Here is a 16591-nt window from a genome sequence, read left to right as displayed (position 1 = left end):
ATGAGCACCTCTCTGCTGGAGCAGGTCCGCGCCGCGCTCGCCACGGTCAACGACCCCGAGATCAAGCGGCCCATCACCGACCTCGGCATGGTCGACGCGGTCACGGTCGACGACACCGGCAAGGTGGACGTCAAGGTCCTGCTGACCGTCGCGGGCTGTCCGCTGAAGAGCACCATCGAGCGCGACGTCACCGCCGCCGTCACCCGGGTGCCCGGCATCTCCGGAGTCGACCTCGAGCTCGGCGTGATGAGCGACGACCAGCGCGCGAACCTGCGCACCGTGCTCGCCGACGGCAAGGCCCAGCGCGAGATCCCCTTCGCCCAGCCCGGCTCGCTGACCAAGGTCTTCGCGATCGCCAGCGGCAAGGGCGGTGTCGGCAAGTCCTCTGTCACGGTCAACCTCGCGATCGCGATGGCCGGCCTCGGCCTCAAGGTCGGCCTGGTCGACGCCGACATCTACGGCCACTCGGTGCCGGCGATGCTCGGCGTCGCCGACGCCCGCCCCACCCAGGTCGAGGACCTGATCATGCCCGTCCCGACGCCGAGCGGCGTCTCCGTCATCTCGATCGGCATGCTGAAGCCGCGCCGCGACCAGGTCGTCGCCTGGCGCGGCCCGATGCTCGACCGGGCGCTCGTGCAGATGCTCGCCGACGTCTACTGGGGCGACCTCGACGTCCTGCTCCTCGACCTGCCCCCGGGCACCGGCGACATCGCGATCTCCCTGGGCCAGCACCTGCCCAGCACCGAGGTCGTCGTGGTCACGACCCCGCAGGAGGCGGCCGCCGAGGTCGCCGAGCGCGCCGGGACGATGGCCTCGATGATGCACCAGCGCGTGGTCGGCGTCGTGGAGAACATGAGCTACCTGCCCTGCCCGCACTGCGCCGAGGAGGGCAAGGACCACCGTCTGGAGGTCTTCGGCTCCGGCGGTGGCGAGCGGGTGGCTGCGACGCTCTCGCAGCGCGTCGGCGCCGACGTGCCGCTGCTGGGCCGGATCCCGCTCGACATGTCCCTGCGCGAGGGCGGGGACAGCGGCAAGCCGATCGTCGAGAGCAACCCGACCGCTCCCGCCGCGCAGGCCCTGACCAACGTGGCCGAGCGCCTCGCCGGCCGCGGCCGCGGTCTCGCGGGACTCCAGCTGGGGCTCACCCCGACCAGCAAGTTCTGAGCCCGTGTTCGGCATCGGCCTGGGCGAGGCGGCGGTCATCGCCTTCGTCGCGATCATCGTGGTCGGCCCCGAACGGCTGCCGATGCTCGCCAAGCAGGCCGGCCGGATGCTGCGCAAGGCCCGGACCTTCGCCAACGCTGCGCGCGACGAGCTGCGCGAGGAGCTCGGGCCGGAGTACGCCGACCTCGAGCTGACCGACCTCGACCCGCGCACGATCGTGCGCAAGCACATCATCGAGGCGATGGAGGACCCGGCGCCGGCTGCCCCGAAGCGCCGGGGCCTGCGCCCGCTCGCCCCCGGCGAGCTCCCGCCGTACGACGCCGACGCGACCTGAGGCGAGCGCGCGCGGTGGCTCAGGCCTCCGCGCGCGACTGCACCACCGCGATCGCGTCGAAGGCCAGCAGCAGCACCCGCCGCGCGGCGCCGGTCTCGATCTCCACGAAGTCGGCACCGACGCGCCCCAGCCTGCCGTCGTACGACGTGGCGCCGCGCGTCACCACCACGCAGCGCTCCCCCGCCTCGGCGAGCCGACGCAGCGCCGAGGCGAGCCCGAGCCGGGCCAGCGGCGACCAGGCCACCTCCGGCACCGCTCGCTCCGAGAGCCCCTCGACCGCCCGGACCGCTCCGAGCAGCACCACCCGGTCCTGGCCGGCCGCGGTCAGCAGGCACCAGGTCGGCGTCACCCGCGCGAGGCGGCCGGCCACCGGGCCGGCGCCCGCGACCTCCAGCACGACGTCGTGGCCGAGGGAGGCCATCAGCCGGCCGGCGAGGGTGACCGAGCGGTACTCCGCGCGCGCCCGGTCCGCCACCTCGGGCGCCCGCTCGGCGTCGTAGAGCGCCCCGGCCTGCTGCTCGAGGTCGTCGAGCACCGCGAAGAGCTCGTCCTCCCAGGCCATGGACCGCTCCTCCCCCGGCGCGGGAGGAGGCAAACGAGTGGGACCTCGCGCGGCCGCACGGCCCACGGGGGGTTAGCGGGCGGGGCCGGTCGGGCACCGGCAGGTCGGCCGCACGTGGGCCAGGACCTGCCAGCCGATCCCGAGAACCCAGGAGATCCACATGACGTCCCCCGCGCTCGAGCGCTCCGACTCCGGCCCCCACGAGGGGTCCGGTGAGCTGGTGGGACTGATGCTGCTGTGGGTGGTACCGGTCCTCGCGCTCGTGCTCGCCCTTCTCGGGGCCGGCTGACCTCCCACCCCTCTTCGCCGGGTCGGCGTGCGAGGGTGAGCAGGGTCAGCGGGTGGTGTCGCGGAGGCTGCGACGCAGGATCTTGCCGGTCGTCGTCTTCGGCAGCTCCTCGAGGAACTCCACCGAGCGCGGGTACTTATAGGCCGCCATCCGCTCGCGCGCCCAGGCGACCAGCTCGTCGGCCTCCAGCCTCGCGCCCGGGCGCAGGGCGACGAAGGCCTTGACGCTCTCGCCGCGGTACTCGTCGGGGACGCCGACGACCGCGACCTCGCGCACGTCGGGGTGACCGTAGAGCACGTCCTCGACCTCGCGCGGCCAGACCTTGTAGCCGGCCGCGTTGATCATGTCCTTGAGCCGGTCGACGAGGTAGAACCACCCCTCGGCGTCCATGAACCCCACGTCGCCGGTGCGCAGCTCGCCCCCGGGCAACGACTCGGCGGTGGCGTCGGGACGCCGCCAGTAGCCGGGCACCACGCCGGGCCCGGAGGTCGCGATCTCGCCGGTCTCCCCCACCGGCGCCTCGCTGCCGTCCGGGGCCAGGATGCGTACGACGGTGTCGAAGACCGGGACGCCCACCGAGAGCGCCCCCGAGGCCGGGTCGACCGGCGCCCGGCGTCCGAGCGGGACGGCGTGCGACGGGCTCGTGGTCTCGGTCAGGCCGTAGATGTTGTGGATGTAGAGCCCGGTCTGCTCCTCGAACCGGTCCGTGACCGCCGGCGCGATCGGCGCCCCGCCGGAGTAGACCGCCCGCAGCGAGGACCAGTCCTCGCGGGTGGATCCCTCGGCGCCGCCGAGCGCGATGAAGACCGTGATCGCGCCGACGGTGAAGGTCGGGCGGTGCTCGCGGATCGCGTCCAGGACCACCTGCGGCTCGAAGCGGTGGGTGAGCACCAGCGGGCAGCCGGTCAGCAGCGCCACGCACAGGTGCCCGACCATCCCGGTGATGTGGAACAGCGGCGCCACCCCGAGGACCACGTCGTCGGTGCCGAGGTCGACCCAGTCGCGGTAGGTCTGGGCGTTGAAGGCGAGGTTGGCCTGGGTGTTCATCGCGCCCTTGGGCCACCCGGTCGTGCCGGAGGTGTAGGTCAGGACCGCGACGTCGTCCCGTCCCGGGGCGGGCACCGTCGGCGCCCCGCCGGCGTGCTCGGCCAGCAGGCTGCGCAGGTCGAGGGTGCCCTCGGGACGCCGGGTCGCCCGCGCACCGAGGACCCGCGGGTCGTCCCGGCTCTGGTCCTCCAGCGGGGAGCAGGTGATCACGGTGCGCACGCCCAGGTCGTGCTCGGAGAGCACCTGCGCGGCGACGTCCTCGTAGAGCTCCTCCAGGCACAGCAGCGCCGCCGCACCGGAGTCCTCCAGCAGGTAGGCCAGCTCGGCGTGCCTGTTCATCGGGTTGACCGCCACCGCGGCGCCGCCCGCCTTCCAGGCCGCCAGGTAGGCGACCGCGAGCGCCGGGTCGTTCTGCAGGTAGACCGCCAGCCGGTCCCCGGGCTCGAAACCCCGAGCGACGAGCGCCGCGGCGAGCGCGTCCGAGCGCTCGTCGAGGTCGCGGAAGCTCAGCGCCGCGTCGAAGTAGCGGATCGCGACCTCGTCGGTACGCCGTCCTGCCGTGGCCCGGAACGCGCCCAGCATCGTGTCGTGCTCGGGAACGATCCCGGCCGGGGTGCCCTCGTGGTAGAGCGCGAGCCAGGGCCGCTCGGCGGCCGCACTCATCGCGCCACCTGCCCGGGGACCTCGCCGCGCGGCGGGACCCGCACCACCACCGTCTTGGTCTGGCACATCTCCGCGAGCGCCTCGAAGCCCTTCTCCCGGCCATAGCCCGACTTCGCGAACCCACCGAAGGGCAGCTCGACGCCGCCGCCCGCGCCGTAGGAGTTGACGTAGACCTGCCCGGCCCGCAGCTCGGTGGCCAGGTGGTGGGCGGTGTCGAGGTCGCGGGTCCACACCGCCGCGATCAGCCCGTACGCCGTCCCGTTGGCCAGGGCGATCGCCTCGGCGGTGTCCTTGAAGACCGAGGTGGCCAGCACCGGGCCGAACACCTCCTCGCGCGCGATCTCGGCGCCCGGGTCCACCCGGTCGAAGACGGTCGGCGGGAAGTAGAAGCCCTCCGGGGGCGTCGGCACCCGGCCGGGCCCGCCGATCCGGGGCGCAGCGGTGCCGGACTCGGTCTCGACCATGGCGCTGACCCGGGCGAGCTGACGCGCGGAGATCAGCGGGCCCAGGTCGAGGTCCTGCGGGCCGGGGCCGATGCGCACCGAGGACAGCGCGGCGTCCAGGCGCCCCATCAGCTCCTCGTGCACCTCGGCGTGGACCAGCAGCCGCGAGCCCGCCGAGCAGGTCTGCCCGGCGTTCTGCAGCAGCGCCCGGACCACGGTCGGCACGACCAGGTCGAGGTCGGCGTCGGGGAGGACGACGTGCGGCGACTTGCCGCCGAGCTCAAGGGAGGCCGGCACGATGTTGCGGGCCGCCGCCGCGGCCACCTCGGCGCCCACCGGCACCGACCCGATGAAGGACAGGTGGTCGATCCCGGGGTGGGCCGCGAGCGCGGCACCGGCCTCGGCGCCCAGGCCGGGCACCAGGTTGAGCACGCCCGGCGGCAGGCCCGCCTCCAGGGCGAGCTCGCCCATCCGCAGCACGCTCAGCGGCGCCTCCTCGGCCGGCTTGACGACCAGGCAGTTGCCGACGGCCAGCGCGGGGGCCATGGTGCGGGCGCCGATCTGGAGGGGGTAGTTCCACGGGATGATGTGGCCGGTCACGCCGTACGGCTCGTGGCGGGTCCAGGCGAGGTAGCCGTCCAGGTCCGGCAGCGTGTGGCCGAAGAACGCCTCCACCACCGAGGCGTAGTACTCGAAGTAGCGCGCCGCCACGCCCGCGTCGGCCCGGGCCTGGGCCAGCGGCTTGCCGGTGTCGTGGCTCTCCAGGTCCGCGAGGTCGTCGAGGTCGCGCCGGATCAGCGCCCCGGTGCGCCGCAGGACCGCCGCCCGCGCCTCCGCGCTGCGCTCGCGCCAGCCGCGCGAGGCCGCCCGCGCCGCCGCGACCGCCTGGTCGATCTCGGCCGCCCCGCCGCGGGCGACCCGGGCGAGCAGCCCGCCGGTGGAGGGGTCCAGCACGTCGAACGACCCCGCCGTGGCCACGGCATCGCCGCCGATCAGGCAGGGCCGCACCGCCGGGCCGGCCTGGCTCGCCACGCTCAGTCCTCGGCCGGGGACGCCGGCGCCGCGGGAGCGGGTACGTCGCCGGCCCGCAGCGGCGCGTCGTGGTAGCGCCCCTCGTGGGCCACCACCGGACGGCGGTCGCCGGCCAGCTCGGGGTACTTCTCCTCCAGGCGCTGGCGCCCGTCCCACTGCCGGCGCAGGTGGCGGACGTACTCGGGGTTCGCCCCGCCGGTGCCCTTCCAGGTCTGCGGCATCTGCTCGCGGGAGAGCCCGGCGCTGGCGACGCCGCCGATCGCCGCCGCGGCGGGCAGCCTGGTCCCGGCCGCGCCGCACGCCGGGCAGGAGGAGAGGTCGCGGTCGCGGATCGGCACCAGCCGCTCGTAGCGGTGCCCCTCGGCGCAGCGGTAGTCGTAGGTCGGCACGGGCGGGCTACCAGTTCTCGATCGAGCGGGCGAAGATCCCGGCGATGTCGTCCTCGGTCACCGGGCGTGGGCAGGTCGCCAGCAGCCGCTGCTGCTTCATCGTGCCGGGGACCAGGTCGGGGATGTCGTCCTCGGTGTAGCCGACGCCGCCGATGCCGTTGGGGATGCCGATGTCGCGCATCAGGCTGGTGAGCACCGCCGGGAGCTGCTCGGTGGCGTCGTCGAGACGGTCGTGGCCGGGGTCGAGCAGCGAGGCCGCCCGCAGGTGCCGGTCGGGCGCGCTCTCGAAGCTGAACCGGAACGCCTCCGGCGCGGTGAGCGAGACCGACTGCCCGTGCGGCACCATCGGCTCGTCGTGCGGGTAGCCGGCGGGCCGGTAGTCCTTGACCATCCCCGCGATCGGGTAGGCGTTGGCGTGGGGCACGTGCACACCGGAGTTGCCGAAGCCCATGCCCGCGAAGGTCGCCGCCATCATCATGTTCGAGCGGGCCTGGAGGTCGTCCCCGTCGCGCACGGCGGTGCGGAAGGACTCCGCGAGGAGCGTCATCGAGCGCTCGCACCACAGGTCGGAGATCGGGTTGGCCCCGCAGTAGGTGACCCGCTCCTCAGGAGCCTTGCGGTCGAAGGTCTGATACCAGCGCGCGGTGTAGGACTCCACCGCGTGGCACACGATGTCCATCCCGGCCGCCGCGGTGACCTCCGGGGGCAGCGTGAGGGTCACGAGCGGGTCGATCACCGCGAGGGTGGGGCGCAGCCGCCAGTGGCTGATGCCGGTCTTGACCTTCATCGACAGCACGTCGAGCACGCACATCGCGGTGCTCTCCGAGCCGGTGCCCGCGGTGGTCGGCACCGCGATGAGCGGCTTGAGCTGCCCGCGCGGCGCGGCCGCCCGCCCGATCGGCTTGTTGAGGTAGTCCATCAGCTCGCCGCCGTCGGTGGTCATCAGGTTGACCGCCTTGGCGGTGTCGATGGCCGACCCGCCGCCGACGGCGACGAAGCCGTCCCAGGGACCCTGCTCGCGGGCGTAGCCGGCCGCCTTGTCCATGCTGTCGTCGGTCGGCTCCACGTGGACCCCGTCGAAGATCTCCGAGGAGATCCGGTGCGCGGCGAGGGAGTCGGCGATGCGCGCCGGGATCCCGGTCGCGTTGACGGTCGCGTCGGTGATGATCAGCACCCGGCGCACGCCGTGCTGCGACATCTCGAAGCCGATCTCGTCGATCGCGCCGGCGCCGAACTTCAGGGGCGGCGCGCCCCAGGTGAAGATCGTCTCCTCGCGCAGCTCCCCGGCGTGCTCGGCGACGTTCTCGGTCACCGGGTCCGGGGCGTTCACCGGTAGCTCCCGGTCGGCGCCACCCGCACCTGCTTGATCTGGTCGGGGTCGTGGCCGAAGACCATCGTCGCATCGGACTCCGCGGCGATCCCGCGCAGCTTCTCCACCGAGGCGTACCACTGCTCGAGGTTGTTCACGATGGCCGCCGGCACCGAGGGCGGGCCGAAGCTGTCGCCCATGTAGATGGCGTCGGCGGTGAAGATCATGGTGCCGCTCTCCGGGAGGTCGACGCGCAGCGACATGCTTCCGGGCGTGTGCCCGGGGGTCTGGATGAGGCTCACCCCGGGCAGGAACTCCACGTCGCCGGAGACGGTCTCGAACTCCAGGTCCTCGTAGTCGGCCTTGAGGTGCGCGCCGGTGAAGGGGCCCTCGAATCCGAAGGCGAACTCCTTCTCGACGTCGCTGCACACCAGCCGGGCGTCGGTCTCCTTGAACAGCTGGGCGTTGCCGGCGTGGTCGAAGTGCAGGTGGGAGAAGACCACGAAGTCGATGTCACCGGGGGTGAGGCCGAGCTGGCCCAGGCGGGAGTCGAGGTACTCGTCCTCGGAGACCTTGTCGTAGGGGAAGAAGTCCTGCAGCCCGGTCGGCTCCCAGCGCTCCTCCCAGTCGCGCGGACAGCTGGTGTCCCACAGCAGCTTGCCCTCCGGGGTGTCCACCAGCACGCAGTGGCTGGGGACGTCGGTCCACTCGGCCGGCAGGTGCTTGTTCTGGCGGGTGCGGATCGCCCGTCCCGGCGCCAGCAGGAGCCAGGTGAGGTCGGCGGTCATCGCGCCGCACGGAAGGATGCTGACGGTGGTTCCTGTGGCCACGAGCCGACTCCCTGCTGCAAGGGGCCGCATGGTCAGCGACGCACCGGGACCTCTCCCCCGGGTGCCGTGAGGTACGGCCGATGTGTGGTGCGCCGCACCCTTCTCCGCGCCCCGGTGACTGTCAACCCCCAGACGTGGTCCACGTCACACGCCGACGAAGCCGGCGCGGCCGTCCCCAGCCCTGGGGAGGCGCCGTTGACGAGCGAGGCGAACCGGCGTTGTGTGACGCAAACGGAAGCAAACGCACACGTCGGGAGGCTCGCGATGCACCGTCCTCACCCCCCGGTCGCTCGGTGCCTCCTCCTCTGGTCGGCGACCACCGCGCTCGCGGGCCTCGCCCACCGGGTCCTCGCCGCGGACGCCCTCGACGCGGTCGCGCTGCTGCGCGGCACCGGCGGCGGCTTCGAGGAGGTGCTGGTCGGCGGCTGTTCCCTCGTGGTGCTGGCGTGCGCTGCATGGGGCTGGCTGCTCGTCTCCCTGGTCGCCCTGGAGGCGCTCGCGGGGGTCCGGTTCGCCTGGGTCCCGGGGTTCGCCCGGCGCGCCGTCCTGGCTGCCTGCGGCGTCGCCGTGGTCGGCGGGCTGGCGGGCACGGCGGCCGCGAGCGTGCCCGACCCCGTCCCGGCCTCCGGCGCCGGGGTGCTCGCCGGCCTGCCGCTGCCGGACCGGGCGACCGGCGGGATCGGCGGGATCGCCGGGATCGGTGAGCGACAGGGGCCCGATGCCCCGGTGCCCGCCATGACGGCGCACACGGTGGTCGTGGCTCCCGGCGACAGCCTCTGGTCGCTTGCCCGCGCCGACCTCGTGGCCCAGCGCGCCCCGAGCGACTCCCCCGCCGTCGAGGCCCACGTACGACGCCTGCACGAGCTCAACCGGGACCGCATCGGCCCCGACCCCGACGTCATCCATCCCGGTCAGCGGCTGCGGATGCCGCGCTGACCCGACCCCCGAACACCGCGAAACCTGCGAAGGAGAAGCCCATGTCCTACCCGTCCTCCCACCCGTCGCTGTCCCAGCCCCCGCAGGAGCGCCCGCCGCGCGAGGTGGTCCGCCACGACACCGTCCTGGCCGTCCGGGCGCTCGGCGGTCCGCGCGAGGCCCCGGTCGGCAGCATGCAGGGCACCCTGGCCCTGGACCTGGTGCCGCACAGCGAGCCGCCGGCCGTCGCGGCGGCCCACCACACGCCGCCCGGCGCCGAGGTGATCCCGATCGACCTGCGCTGGCGCCGCGAGGTCGAGCAGTGGTCGCACCGCTTCGCCCAGGCGGCCGTGGAGATCGTCGGCGGCGACCGCCCCGCCACCCAGCTGCTGCGCTGGACCACCCGCTCGGTGTACGCCGACCTCGAGCGGCGCGCGCTGCTGGTCGCGCGGGCCGGTGGTCACGAGCCCGGTACGGCGAGGGTGCAGCCGGTGCGCCCGCGGGTGCTCAGCGTGCACGCCTGCTTCGTGGAGCGCACGGTCGTGGAGGCCGGCATCCACGTGCGCTACGGCGAGCGCTCCCGCGCGGTCGCCGCCCGCTTCGAGCTGCGCCGGCCCCGTCACGAGGCGGGCGCCCGCTGGCTGTGCACCGCCCTCGACTTCGCGTGACCCCGGACCGCCGTCCGCCGTCCGGGCCCCCGTCACGAGAAACGGCGCGGGACCGACCAGGTGGTCGGTCCCGCGCCGTGCGTCTCGTGCCCAGCCCCTAGGTGCTCAGCTGATCCGGGCGGTGAGGCCCGTGGGGCCGCCGGGGCGGCCGTGGCACTGCTTGAACTTCTTGCCCGAGCCGCACGGGCAGGCGGCGTTGCGCCCGACACCGGCGTACTCGTCGTCGGCGGCCTCCGCGCGGACCTCCGCCTCGCCGTCCTCCGAGGGAGCCGAGTAGGTCAGCTGGCTGGGCTGGCGCGGCTGGTCGAGGCCCTTGGCCTTGATCTGCGGGGCCTGCTGGCCGGGGGCGGCCTCGACGGGCACCGGCTGGCGCATCGGCTCCACGACCTCGGGCTCCTCGGCGACGGCGTCGTCGGGCTCCTCCTCGACGGTGACCTCGAGGTTGAACAGGAAGCCGACGGCCTCCTCCTTGATGCCGTCCATCATGGCCGCGAACATGTCGAAGCCCTCGCGCTGGTACTCCACGAGCGGGTCGCGCTGGGAGTAGGCGCGCAGGTAGATGCCCTCGCGCAGGTAGTCCATCTCGTAGAGGTGCTCGCGCCACTTGCGATCGAGCACCGAGAGGAGCACGCGCCGCTCGAGCTCGCGCATGACGTCCTCGCCGACCTGCGCCTCGCGGGCGTCGTACGCCGCGTGCGCGTCGGCCTTGAGCGCCGCGATGAGCTCCTCGCGGGTGAGCGCGCCCTGGTCGCCGCCGACGTCGGCCAGCACCTCCTCGCGGGTGAGCGAGACCGGCCAGATCTGCTCCAGGTCGGTCCACAGCTGCTCGAGGTCCCACTCCTCGGCGAAGTCCTGGGTCGCACCGGTGACGACGCCGGTGACCACGTCGTCGAGGAAGCCGCGGATCTGCTCGCGCAGGTCGGCACCCTCGAGCACCTCGCGGCGCTCGGCGTAGATGACCTTGCGCTGGCGGTCCATGACGTCGTCGTACTTGAGGACGTTCTTGCGGGACTCGAAGTTCTGCGACTCGACCTGGCCCTGGGCGTTGGCGATCGCGTTGGTGACCCGCTTGTTCTCGATCGGGACGTCGTCGGGGATCTTGAGCATCTGCAGCACCCGGTCGACCCACTCGGACTTGAAGAGCCGCATGAGCTCGTCCTCGAGGGACAGGTAGAAGCGGGACTCGCCCGGGTCGCCCTGACGGCCGGAGCGACCGCGCAGCTGGTTGTCGATGCGGCGCGACTCGTGCCGCTCGGTGCCCACGACGTAGAGGCCGCCGAGCGCCTTCACCTCGTCGTGCTCGGCCTCGACCTGGGCGCGGATCTGCTCGACCATCGCCGGCCAGGCGGCCTCGTAGGCCTCGGTGCTCTCCCCCGACGGCTCCAGGCCCTGCTTGCGCAGCTCCTGGTCGGCGAGGAACTCCACCGCGCCACCGAGCATGATGTCGGTGCCTCGACCGGCCATGTTGGTGGCGACGGTGACCGCGCCGCGGTGACCGGCCATCGCGACGATCTTGGCCTCGTCGGCGTGCACCTTGGCGTTGAGGACGTTGTGCGGGATGCCGCGCGTGCGCAGCAGGTCGCTGAGCAGCTCGGACTTCTCCACCGACACGGTGCCGATCAGCACCGGCTGACCGTTCTTGTGCCGCTCGGCGATGTCGTCGGCGACCGCCTCGTACTTCGCCTTCTCCGTGCGGTAGACGAGGTCGGGCTGGTCGATGCGCTGCATCGGCTTGTTGGTCGGGATCGGGACCACGCCGAGCTTGTAGGTCTTGTCGAACTCGCTGGCCTCGGTCATGGCCGTGCCGGTCATGCCGGAGAGCTTGTCGTAGAGGCGGAAGTAGTTCTGCAGCGTCACGGTGGCGAGGGTCTGGTACTCCTCGCGGACCTGCACCGACTCCTTGGCCTCGATCGCCTGGTGCAGGCCGTCGTTGTAGCGGCGCCCGGACAGGATGCGGCCGGTGTGCTCATCGACGATGAGCACCTCGCCGTTCATGACGACGTACTCCTTGTCCTTGCGGAACAGCTCCTTGGCCTTGATGGAGTTGTTCAGGAAGGAGATGAGCGGGGTGTTGACCGACTCGTAGAGGTTCTCGATGCCGAGGTGGTCCTCGACCTTGGTGATGCCGGGGCCGAGCACCGAGATGGTGCGCTTCTTCTCGTCGACCTCGTAGTCGACGTCCTTGTCGAGCTTGCGCGCGATGCGCGCGAACTCGCCGTACCACTTGACCTCGTCCTGGGTCGGGCCGCTGATGATCAGCGGGGTCCGCGCCTCGTCGATCAGGATGGAGTCGACCTCGTCGACGACGGCGAAGTTGTGCCCGCGCTGGACGCACTCCTCGATCGACCCGGCCATGTTGTCGCGCAGGTAGTCGAAGCCGAGCTCGTTGTTGGTGGCGTAGGTGATGTCGCAGGCGTAGGCCTCGCGGCGCTGCGCCGGGCGCATCTCCGGCAGGATCACGCCGACGGTGAGGCCGAGGAAGTGGTGGATGCGCCCCATCTGCTCGGACTGGTACTTCGCCAGGTAGTCGTTGACCGTGACGACGTGGACGCCCTTGCCCTCGAGCGCGTTGAGGTACGACGGGAGGGTCGCGACGAGGGTCTTGCCCTCACCGGTCTTCATCTCGGCGATGTTGCCGAGGTGGAGTGCGGCGCCGCCCATGATCTGCACGTCGAAGGGGCGCATGCCGGTGACCCGCTTGGAGGCCTCGCGCACGGTGGCGAAGGCCTCGGGCATCAGGTCGTCGAGGTCCTCGCCGTCGGCGAGCCGCTTGCGGAACTCGTCGGTCATCGCGCGGAGCTCGGCGTCGCTCATCGCCACGAAGTCGTCCTCGATGGCATTGACCGCCTTGGCGACCGCCTCGAGCTGACGGAGGATCTTGCCCTCACCGAGACGGAGGAGGCGATCGAGGATGGCAGGCACGAGTGGGTAGCTCCTTGGAGGTGGTGACGGCGCGCTGCGCCACTCTACCCAGCCGAGGTGAGCGTCCCTAACCAATCCGGCGGACTGGTGGCGGCGACCCGCCCATCTCGCGCACGGCGGCGGCCAGCTGCGGGGCGAGGTCGCCACGCGGAGCGACCACCACCGGGTCCTCCGCGTCCAGCCCCAGCCACCCGGCCATCGTGGCGAGCTCGGCGGCCAGCTCGTGCGCCGCATCGGCCGGCGCGCCGGGCTCGGCGTGGGCGGCCTGGACCAGCAGCCGGCCGATGCGCCGCTCCGCCTTGAGGTCGACACGGGCCACGATCCGCTCCCCCAGCAGGAAGGGCAGCACGTAGTAGCCGTGCACCCGCTGCTCGGCCGGCACGTAGATCTCGATGCGGTAGCGGAACCCGAAGAGCCGCTCGGTGCGCTCGCGCTCCCACACGAGCGGGTCGAACGGGCTCAGCAGCGCCCGCGCCCCGACCCGGCGCGGCACCCGCGCGTCGCGGTGGAGGTACGCCGGGCGCCCCCAGCCCTCCACCTGCACGGGCAGCAGCTCGCCGTCCTCGACCAGCTCGGCGACCGCGGTGCGCGTCTCGGCGAGCGGCATCCGGTAGTAGTCGCGCAGGCACGCCAGCGTCGCCACGCCGTGCGAGCGCGCCGCGCGGCGCACCAGCTCGCGGGCGGCCTCGGCGGGATCGGGGACCGGCGCCGCGAGGACGTGCGGCGGGAGGACGCGCTCGGGCAGGTCGTAGCGCACCTCGAACGCCGCGTTGCGCCCCGCCACGGCCAGCTGGCCGCTCATGTAGAGGTGGTCGAGGACCTTGCGCGTCTCCGACCAGTTCCAGCCCCAGTGCTCGCGGGTGCGGGCCGCACCGCTGCCGAGGACGGCGTCGATCTCGCGGGCGGTGGACGGGCCGCGGGCGGTGACCTCACGTCGTACGGCGTCCTCCAGGGAGTGGTCCGCGCTGAAGCCCCACTTGCCGCGCAGCTCGCGGTAGTGCGCCATCCGGTGCTGCATGTGCGGCCACAGCTCGACGGGCATCAGCGCCTGCACGTGCGCCCAGTACTCCACCAGCCGGCGCGGGCGGCGCTCGGCGGCGCGGGTCAGCAGGGCCGTGTCGTAGGGCCCGATGCGCGAGTAGACCGGCATCAGGTGAGCGCGCTGAAGCACGTTGACGGAGTCCACCTGGAGCACGCCGGTGCGCGCGACCGCCCGGCTGAGGGTGCGCATCGTCGGCACCGCGTGCGCCGGGTCGAGGAAGCCCTGGGCGGCGAGCGCGACCCGACGAGCCTGGGAGGTGCTCAGCGACTCCATGGCGCGAGGCTAGAACAGCCCACGGACACGGCGTCCGACACCGGGGCAGCCCGAGGGCTACGGCAGGTCGAGCAGGCGCTCCTTGACGGCGTACATGACCGCCTCCATGCGCGAGTGCAGCTGGAGCTTCTCCAAGATGTTGCGCACGTGGTTCTTCACGGTGTTCTCGGAGATGTAGAGCTCCTTGGCGATCTCGCGGTTGTTCATCCCCTTCGCCACGAGGCGCAGCACCTCGAGCTCGCGGTCGGTGAGCCGCGGGCCCGGGACCTGCTCGCGCTCGGGGCGCGACATCTGCTTGAACTCGTCGATCAGCTTGACCGCCATCGAGGGGCTGATCAGCGACTGCCCGTCGGCGACGACGCGGACCGCCTGGGCGACCTCGTCGATCGAGGAGTCCTTGAGCAGGTAGCCGGAGGCGCCGCTCTTGACCGCCTCGTAGAGGTCGGTCTCCTCGTCGGAGACGGTGAGCATGATGATCCGGGCCGACGGGACGGCGTCCTTGATCGCCTGGCAGGCCTCGATGCCGGAGCGCTTGGGCATCCGCACGTCGAGAAGCACGACGTCGGGGGCGGTCGTGGCCGCGAGGTCGGTGCCCTCGAGCCCGTCACCCGCCTCGCCGACGACCTCGATGCCTGCCTCGACCGCCAGGAGCATGGTGAGCCCGCGGCGGAACAGCTCTTGGTCGTCGACCACCAGCACCCGCACCGGCTCCTGGCCGATGATCGTCTTCGTCACAGTCCCCGTCATTTCGGCATCATGCCACGGCCGAGGTCGTCCTGACTGCCCCAGAACTGCCCAATCGGGGGATGGACGCGCAAGGCGGGGTGGCCCGATCGGGCCACCCCGCCATGAGCAGGAAGTGCTCAGCCCTCCTCGACGTCGAGGGCGATGACGCCGTAGTCGTAGCCGCGGCGCCGGTAGACGACCGACGGGCGGTCGCTGTCCTTGTCGACGAACAGGTAGAAGTCGTGGCCCACGAGCTCCATCTCGTAGAGCGCCTGGTCGAGGGTCATCGGAGCGGCCTGGTGGGTCTTCTCCCGGACCACGAGCGGCCCGTCGCCGGTGACCGTGATCGGGCCGACCTTGCGCTCGGTGGCGGTGTCGGTGTCCTCGGGCTCGTCAGGCTCGACGGTGGGCATCGCCGCGAGCGCCTGGCCCACGGAGACGGGGGCCTTGGCTCCGCGGTGCACGCGGCGACGGTCGGCCGCCTTGCGCATCTGGGAGGCCATCTTGTCCACGGCCAGGTCGAGCGCAGCCATCTTGTCGGCGGCGGCGGCCTCGGCGCGGATGACCGGGCCCTTGGAGAACGCCGTCAGCTCGAGGCGGACGCCTTGCTCCTGCTGACGAGGGTTCGACTCGCAGTCCACCTCCACATGCACCCGCATGATCCGGTGGTCGTGCTTCTCCAGCCGGGCCAGCTTGTCCTCGCAGTGCTCCCGGAACCGATCCGAGATCTCGCAGTTGCGTCCAGTGACCACAACTTCCATGTGAACCTCCCGTTGCACAGTTGGCTGCCTTCTCGAGTCCCGACCCACCTGCGAGCAGGCCGACACCCGGACCGAGGCCCGGGTCCCGGAACGGGTCGGGGAGGGGTGGAGTCCGCCCGGCCGACCTGGTTTTCGTCCCCACAACCGCCTGCTGAGACGTTCGCAGCTTCTCTGCCACTACTGGCCTTCTCCCGGGACGCGCCGTATCTGACGAACGCGACCGAGGCAGGGCTTACTTCTAAGCCGCACCGTGATCGTCCGTCCTCGCGGACGGACTTACGTGGACCGTTTCGCCTGCGACTGGCATCGGCTAGCCGGGGGCACACAGATGTGCCGCCGACGCAACCACGGACCCGGGCGGACTCCATGACTAGACGTTAGTCAGTCGCCGGGCCCCACGAAAGGAGGGGGGTCCCTCCCGGGCGATGGTCTCAGTCCGTGGTCACCGCGAGCCCGGAAAACGGCGTCGCGTGGCCGCGACGACGGCCACCCCCGACACAGCGAGGCCCACTGCCTCGAGCGCCCGCTGGGCCTCGCGGGCGCTCGACCCGGTGGTCAGCACGTCGTCGCAGACCACGACCCGGGCGGTGGGCGTGCGCCCGGCGAGGCGGCGCAGCCGGGTGCTCGGGCAGGCCATCGACCCGGCCAGGTTCGCCGCCCGCTCTCCCGCGCCGAGACCGGACTGGTCGAGCACGCCGGGGCGCGAGACCAGCAGCCGCGCCGCGCGCACGGCGTACCCCTCGCGCCGGAGGAGGGCGGCCGCCCCGGCGGTCATGGCGTACGTCGGGTCGTGGCCGCGGCTGCGGACACTGGCGGGTCGCGACGGCACCGGCACGAGGACCAGCGGGGCGGCACGGCCGGGGCCGTCCCGGCCGACCGCCGCGGCCGCGGCCACCGCGACGGCGAGCAGCTGGGCGAGCGGTCGCCCCAGGGCCAGCATCCGGCGCTCCTTGTGGCCCACCACCAGTGCGCGCAGCAGGTGCTCGTAGGGCCCGGTCGCCCAGGGGGTGACCAGCCCGGCCGGGACCGGGGAGGGCCAGGCGGGGTGCGCGGCGCGCGGCAGCAGGGCACGGCACACGGGGCACAGCAGCCGCCCAGGACGCGCGCACCCGACGCAGGCGCTGCCGAGCAGCAGGTCGCCCACCGCGTCGCGCACCGGCCCAGCCCAGCACCGGGCGCGGTGCCCGGGCAACCGGCCCGTGGCCCGCTGTGGACCACGGGT

16 protein-coding genes are annotated in these 16591 nt (G+C 72.9%); 5 read left to right on the top strand and 11 right to left on the bottom strand.

The window, feature by feature from the left end; translation table 11 throughout:
• Both HOQ23_RS04065 and HOQ23_RS04060 read left to right on the top strand, forming a co-directional pair.
• On the top strand, nt 1-1164 hold the full coding sequence (locus HOQ23_RS04065) for an Mrp/NBP35 family ATP-binding protein (protein ID WP_172212070.1): 1164 nt from the start codon (nt 1-3) through the stop codon (nt 1162-1164).
• Nucleotides 1165-1168: 4 nt separating this feature from the next.
• The gene (locus HOQ23_RS04060) at nt 1169-1498 is read left to right on the top strand and encodes a sec-independent translocase (RefSeq protein ID WP_172212068.1); all 330 of its coding nucleotides are present in this window, start codon (nt 1169-1171) and stop codon (nt 1496-1498) included.
• Between the two features lie 19 nt (nt 1499-1517).
• Here the strand turns inward: HOQ23_RS04060 and HOQ23_RS04055 are convergent, their stop codons facing one another.
• A complete protein-coding gene (locus HOQ23_RS04055) occupies nt 1518-2060 on the bottom strand; it encodes a hypothetical protein (RefSeq protein ID WP_172212067.1) in 543 nt (180 codons plus the stop codon).
• 160 nt (nt 2061-2220) lie between these two features.
• Between HOQ23_RS04055 and HOQ23_RS21145 the strand changes: the two genes are divergently transcribed.
• Nucleotides 2221-2349: a hypothetical protein gene (locus HOQ23_RS21145; RefSeq protein WP_301539685.1), complete on the top strand. Its 129-nt coding sequence runs from the start codon at nt 2221-2223 to the stop codon at nt 2347-2349.
• Nucleotides 2350-2394: 45 nt separating this feature from the next.
• Here the strand turns inward: HOQ23_RS21145 and HOQ23_RS04050 are convergent, their stop codons facing one another.
• The 5 genes from HOQ23_RS04050 to HOQ23_RS04030 are packed head-to-tail and all read right to left on the bottom strand — an operon-like array spanning nt 2395 to nt 8062.
• Nucleotides 2395-4059: a class I adenylate-forming enzyme family protein gene (locus HOQ23_RS04050; protein ID WP_172212066.1), complete on the bottom strand. Its 1665-nt coding sequence runs from the start codon at nt 4057-4059 to the stop codon at nt 2395-2397.
• On the bottom strand, nt 4056-5534 hold the full coding sequence (locus tag HOQ23_RS04045; RefSeq protein WP_216653584.1) for an aldehyde dehydrogenase family protein: 1479 nt from the start codon (nt 5532-5534) through the stop codon (nt 4056-4058). The genes HOQ23_RS04050 and HOQ23_RS04045 overlap by 4 nt, the downstream gene beginning before the upstream one ends.
• A 2-nt stretch (nt 5535-5536) precedes the next feature.
• Complete coding sequence (locus HOQ23_RS04040) at nt 5537-5923, bottom strand: zinc ribbon domain-containing protein (RefSeq protein ID WP_172212065.1); 387 nt, start codon at nt 5921-5923, stop codon at nt 5537-5539.
• A gap of 7 nt (nt 5924-5930) precedes the next feature.
• The gene (locus HOQ23_RS04035; protein ID WP_367650361.1) at nt 5931-7253 is read right to left on the bottom strand and encodes a hydroxyacid-oxoacid transhydrogenase; all 1323 of its coding nucleotides are present in this window, start codon (nt 7251-7253) and stop codon (nt 5931-5933) included.
• On the bottom strand, nt 7250-8062 hold the full coding sequence (locus tag HOQ23_RS04030; protein ID WP_216653583.1) for an N-acyl homoserine lactonase family protein: 813 nt from the start codon (nt 8060-8062) through the stop codon (nt 7250-7252). The genes HOQ23_RS04035 and HOQ23_RS04030 overlap by 4 nt, the downstream gene beginning before the upstream one ends.
• A 264-nt stretch (nt 8063-8326) precedes the next feature.
• On the opposite strand from HOQ23_RS04030, the gene HOQ23_RS04025 reads away from it, so the two are divergent.
• Together HOQ23_RS04025 and HOQ23_RS04020 are read left to right on the top strand one after the other, a co-directional pair.
• Nucleotides 8327-8998: a LysM peptidoglycan-binding domain-containing protein gene (locus HOQ23_RS04025; protein WP_172212063.1), complete on the top strand. Its 672-nt coding sequence runs from the start codon at nt 8327-8329 to the stop codon at nt 8996-8998.
• Between the two features lie 41 nt (nt 8999-9039).
• Nucleotides 9040-9645: an Rv3235 family protein gene (locus HOQ23_RS04020; protein ID WP_172212062.1), complete on the top strand. Its 606-nt coding sequence runs from the start codon at nt 9040-9042 to the stop codon at nt 9643-9645.
• A gap of 105 nt (nt 9646-9750) precedes the next feature.
• On the opposite strand, the gene secA is transcribed toward HOQ23_RS04020, so the two are convergent.
• The 5 genes from secA to HOQ23_RS03995 all read right to left on the bottom strand — a co-directional run bounded on the left by secA (nt 9751) and on the right by HOQ23_RS03995 (nt 16525).
• On the bottom strand, nt 9751-12567 hold the full coding sequence (secA, locus tag HOQ23_RS04015) for a preprotein translocase subunit SecA (RefSeq protein WP_172212061.1): 2817 nt from the start codon (nt 12565-12567) through the stop codon (nt 9751-9753).
• A gap of 67 nt (nt 12568-12634) precedes the next feature.
• Nucleotides 12635-13882 (bottom strand): winged helix-turn-helix domain-containing protein, encoded by a 1248-nt coding sequence (locus HOQ23_RS04010; protein ID WP_172212060.1) that lies wholly within the window; start codon nt 13880-13882, stop codon nt 12635-12637.
• A 57-nt stretch (nt 13883-13939) separates the two neighbouring features.
• On the bottom strand, nt 13940-14629 hold the full coding sequence (locus HOQ23_RS04005) for a response regulator transcription factor (protein ID WP_172212058.1): 690 nt from the start codon (nt 14627-14629) through the stop codon (nt 13940-13942).
• A gap of 116 nt (nt 14630-14745) precedes the next feature.
• Entirely contained in the window at nt 14746-15369 is a 624-nt protein-coding gene (gene raiA, locus HOQ23_RS04000; protein WP_172212056.1) for a ribosome-associated translation inhibitor RaiA, read from the bottom strand.
• 442 nt (nt 15370-15811) lie between these two features.
• Nucleotides 15812-16525, bottom strand: a complete 714-nt coding sequence (locus HOQ23_RS03995; RefSeq protein WP_172212054.1) for a phosphoribosyltransferase family protein — start codon at nt 16523-16525, stop codon at nt 15812-15814.
• Between the last annotated feature and the right edge of the window lie 66 nt (nt 16526-16591).

The organism is Nocardioides sp. zg-DK7169 (assembly GCF_013155365.1).
Classification (GTDB): Bacteria; Actinomycetota; Actinomycetes; order Propionibacteriales; family Nocardioidaceae; genus Nocardioides.
The sequence above is the reverse complement of the archived record's forward strand: the minus strand, read 5'-3'. Positions and strand labels throughout refer to the sequence as shown.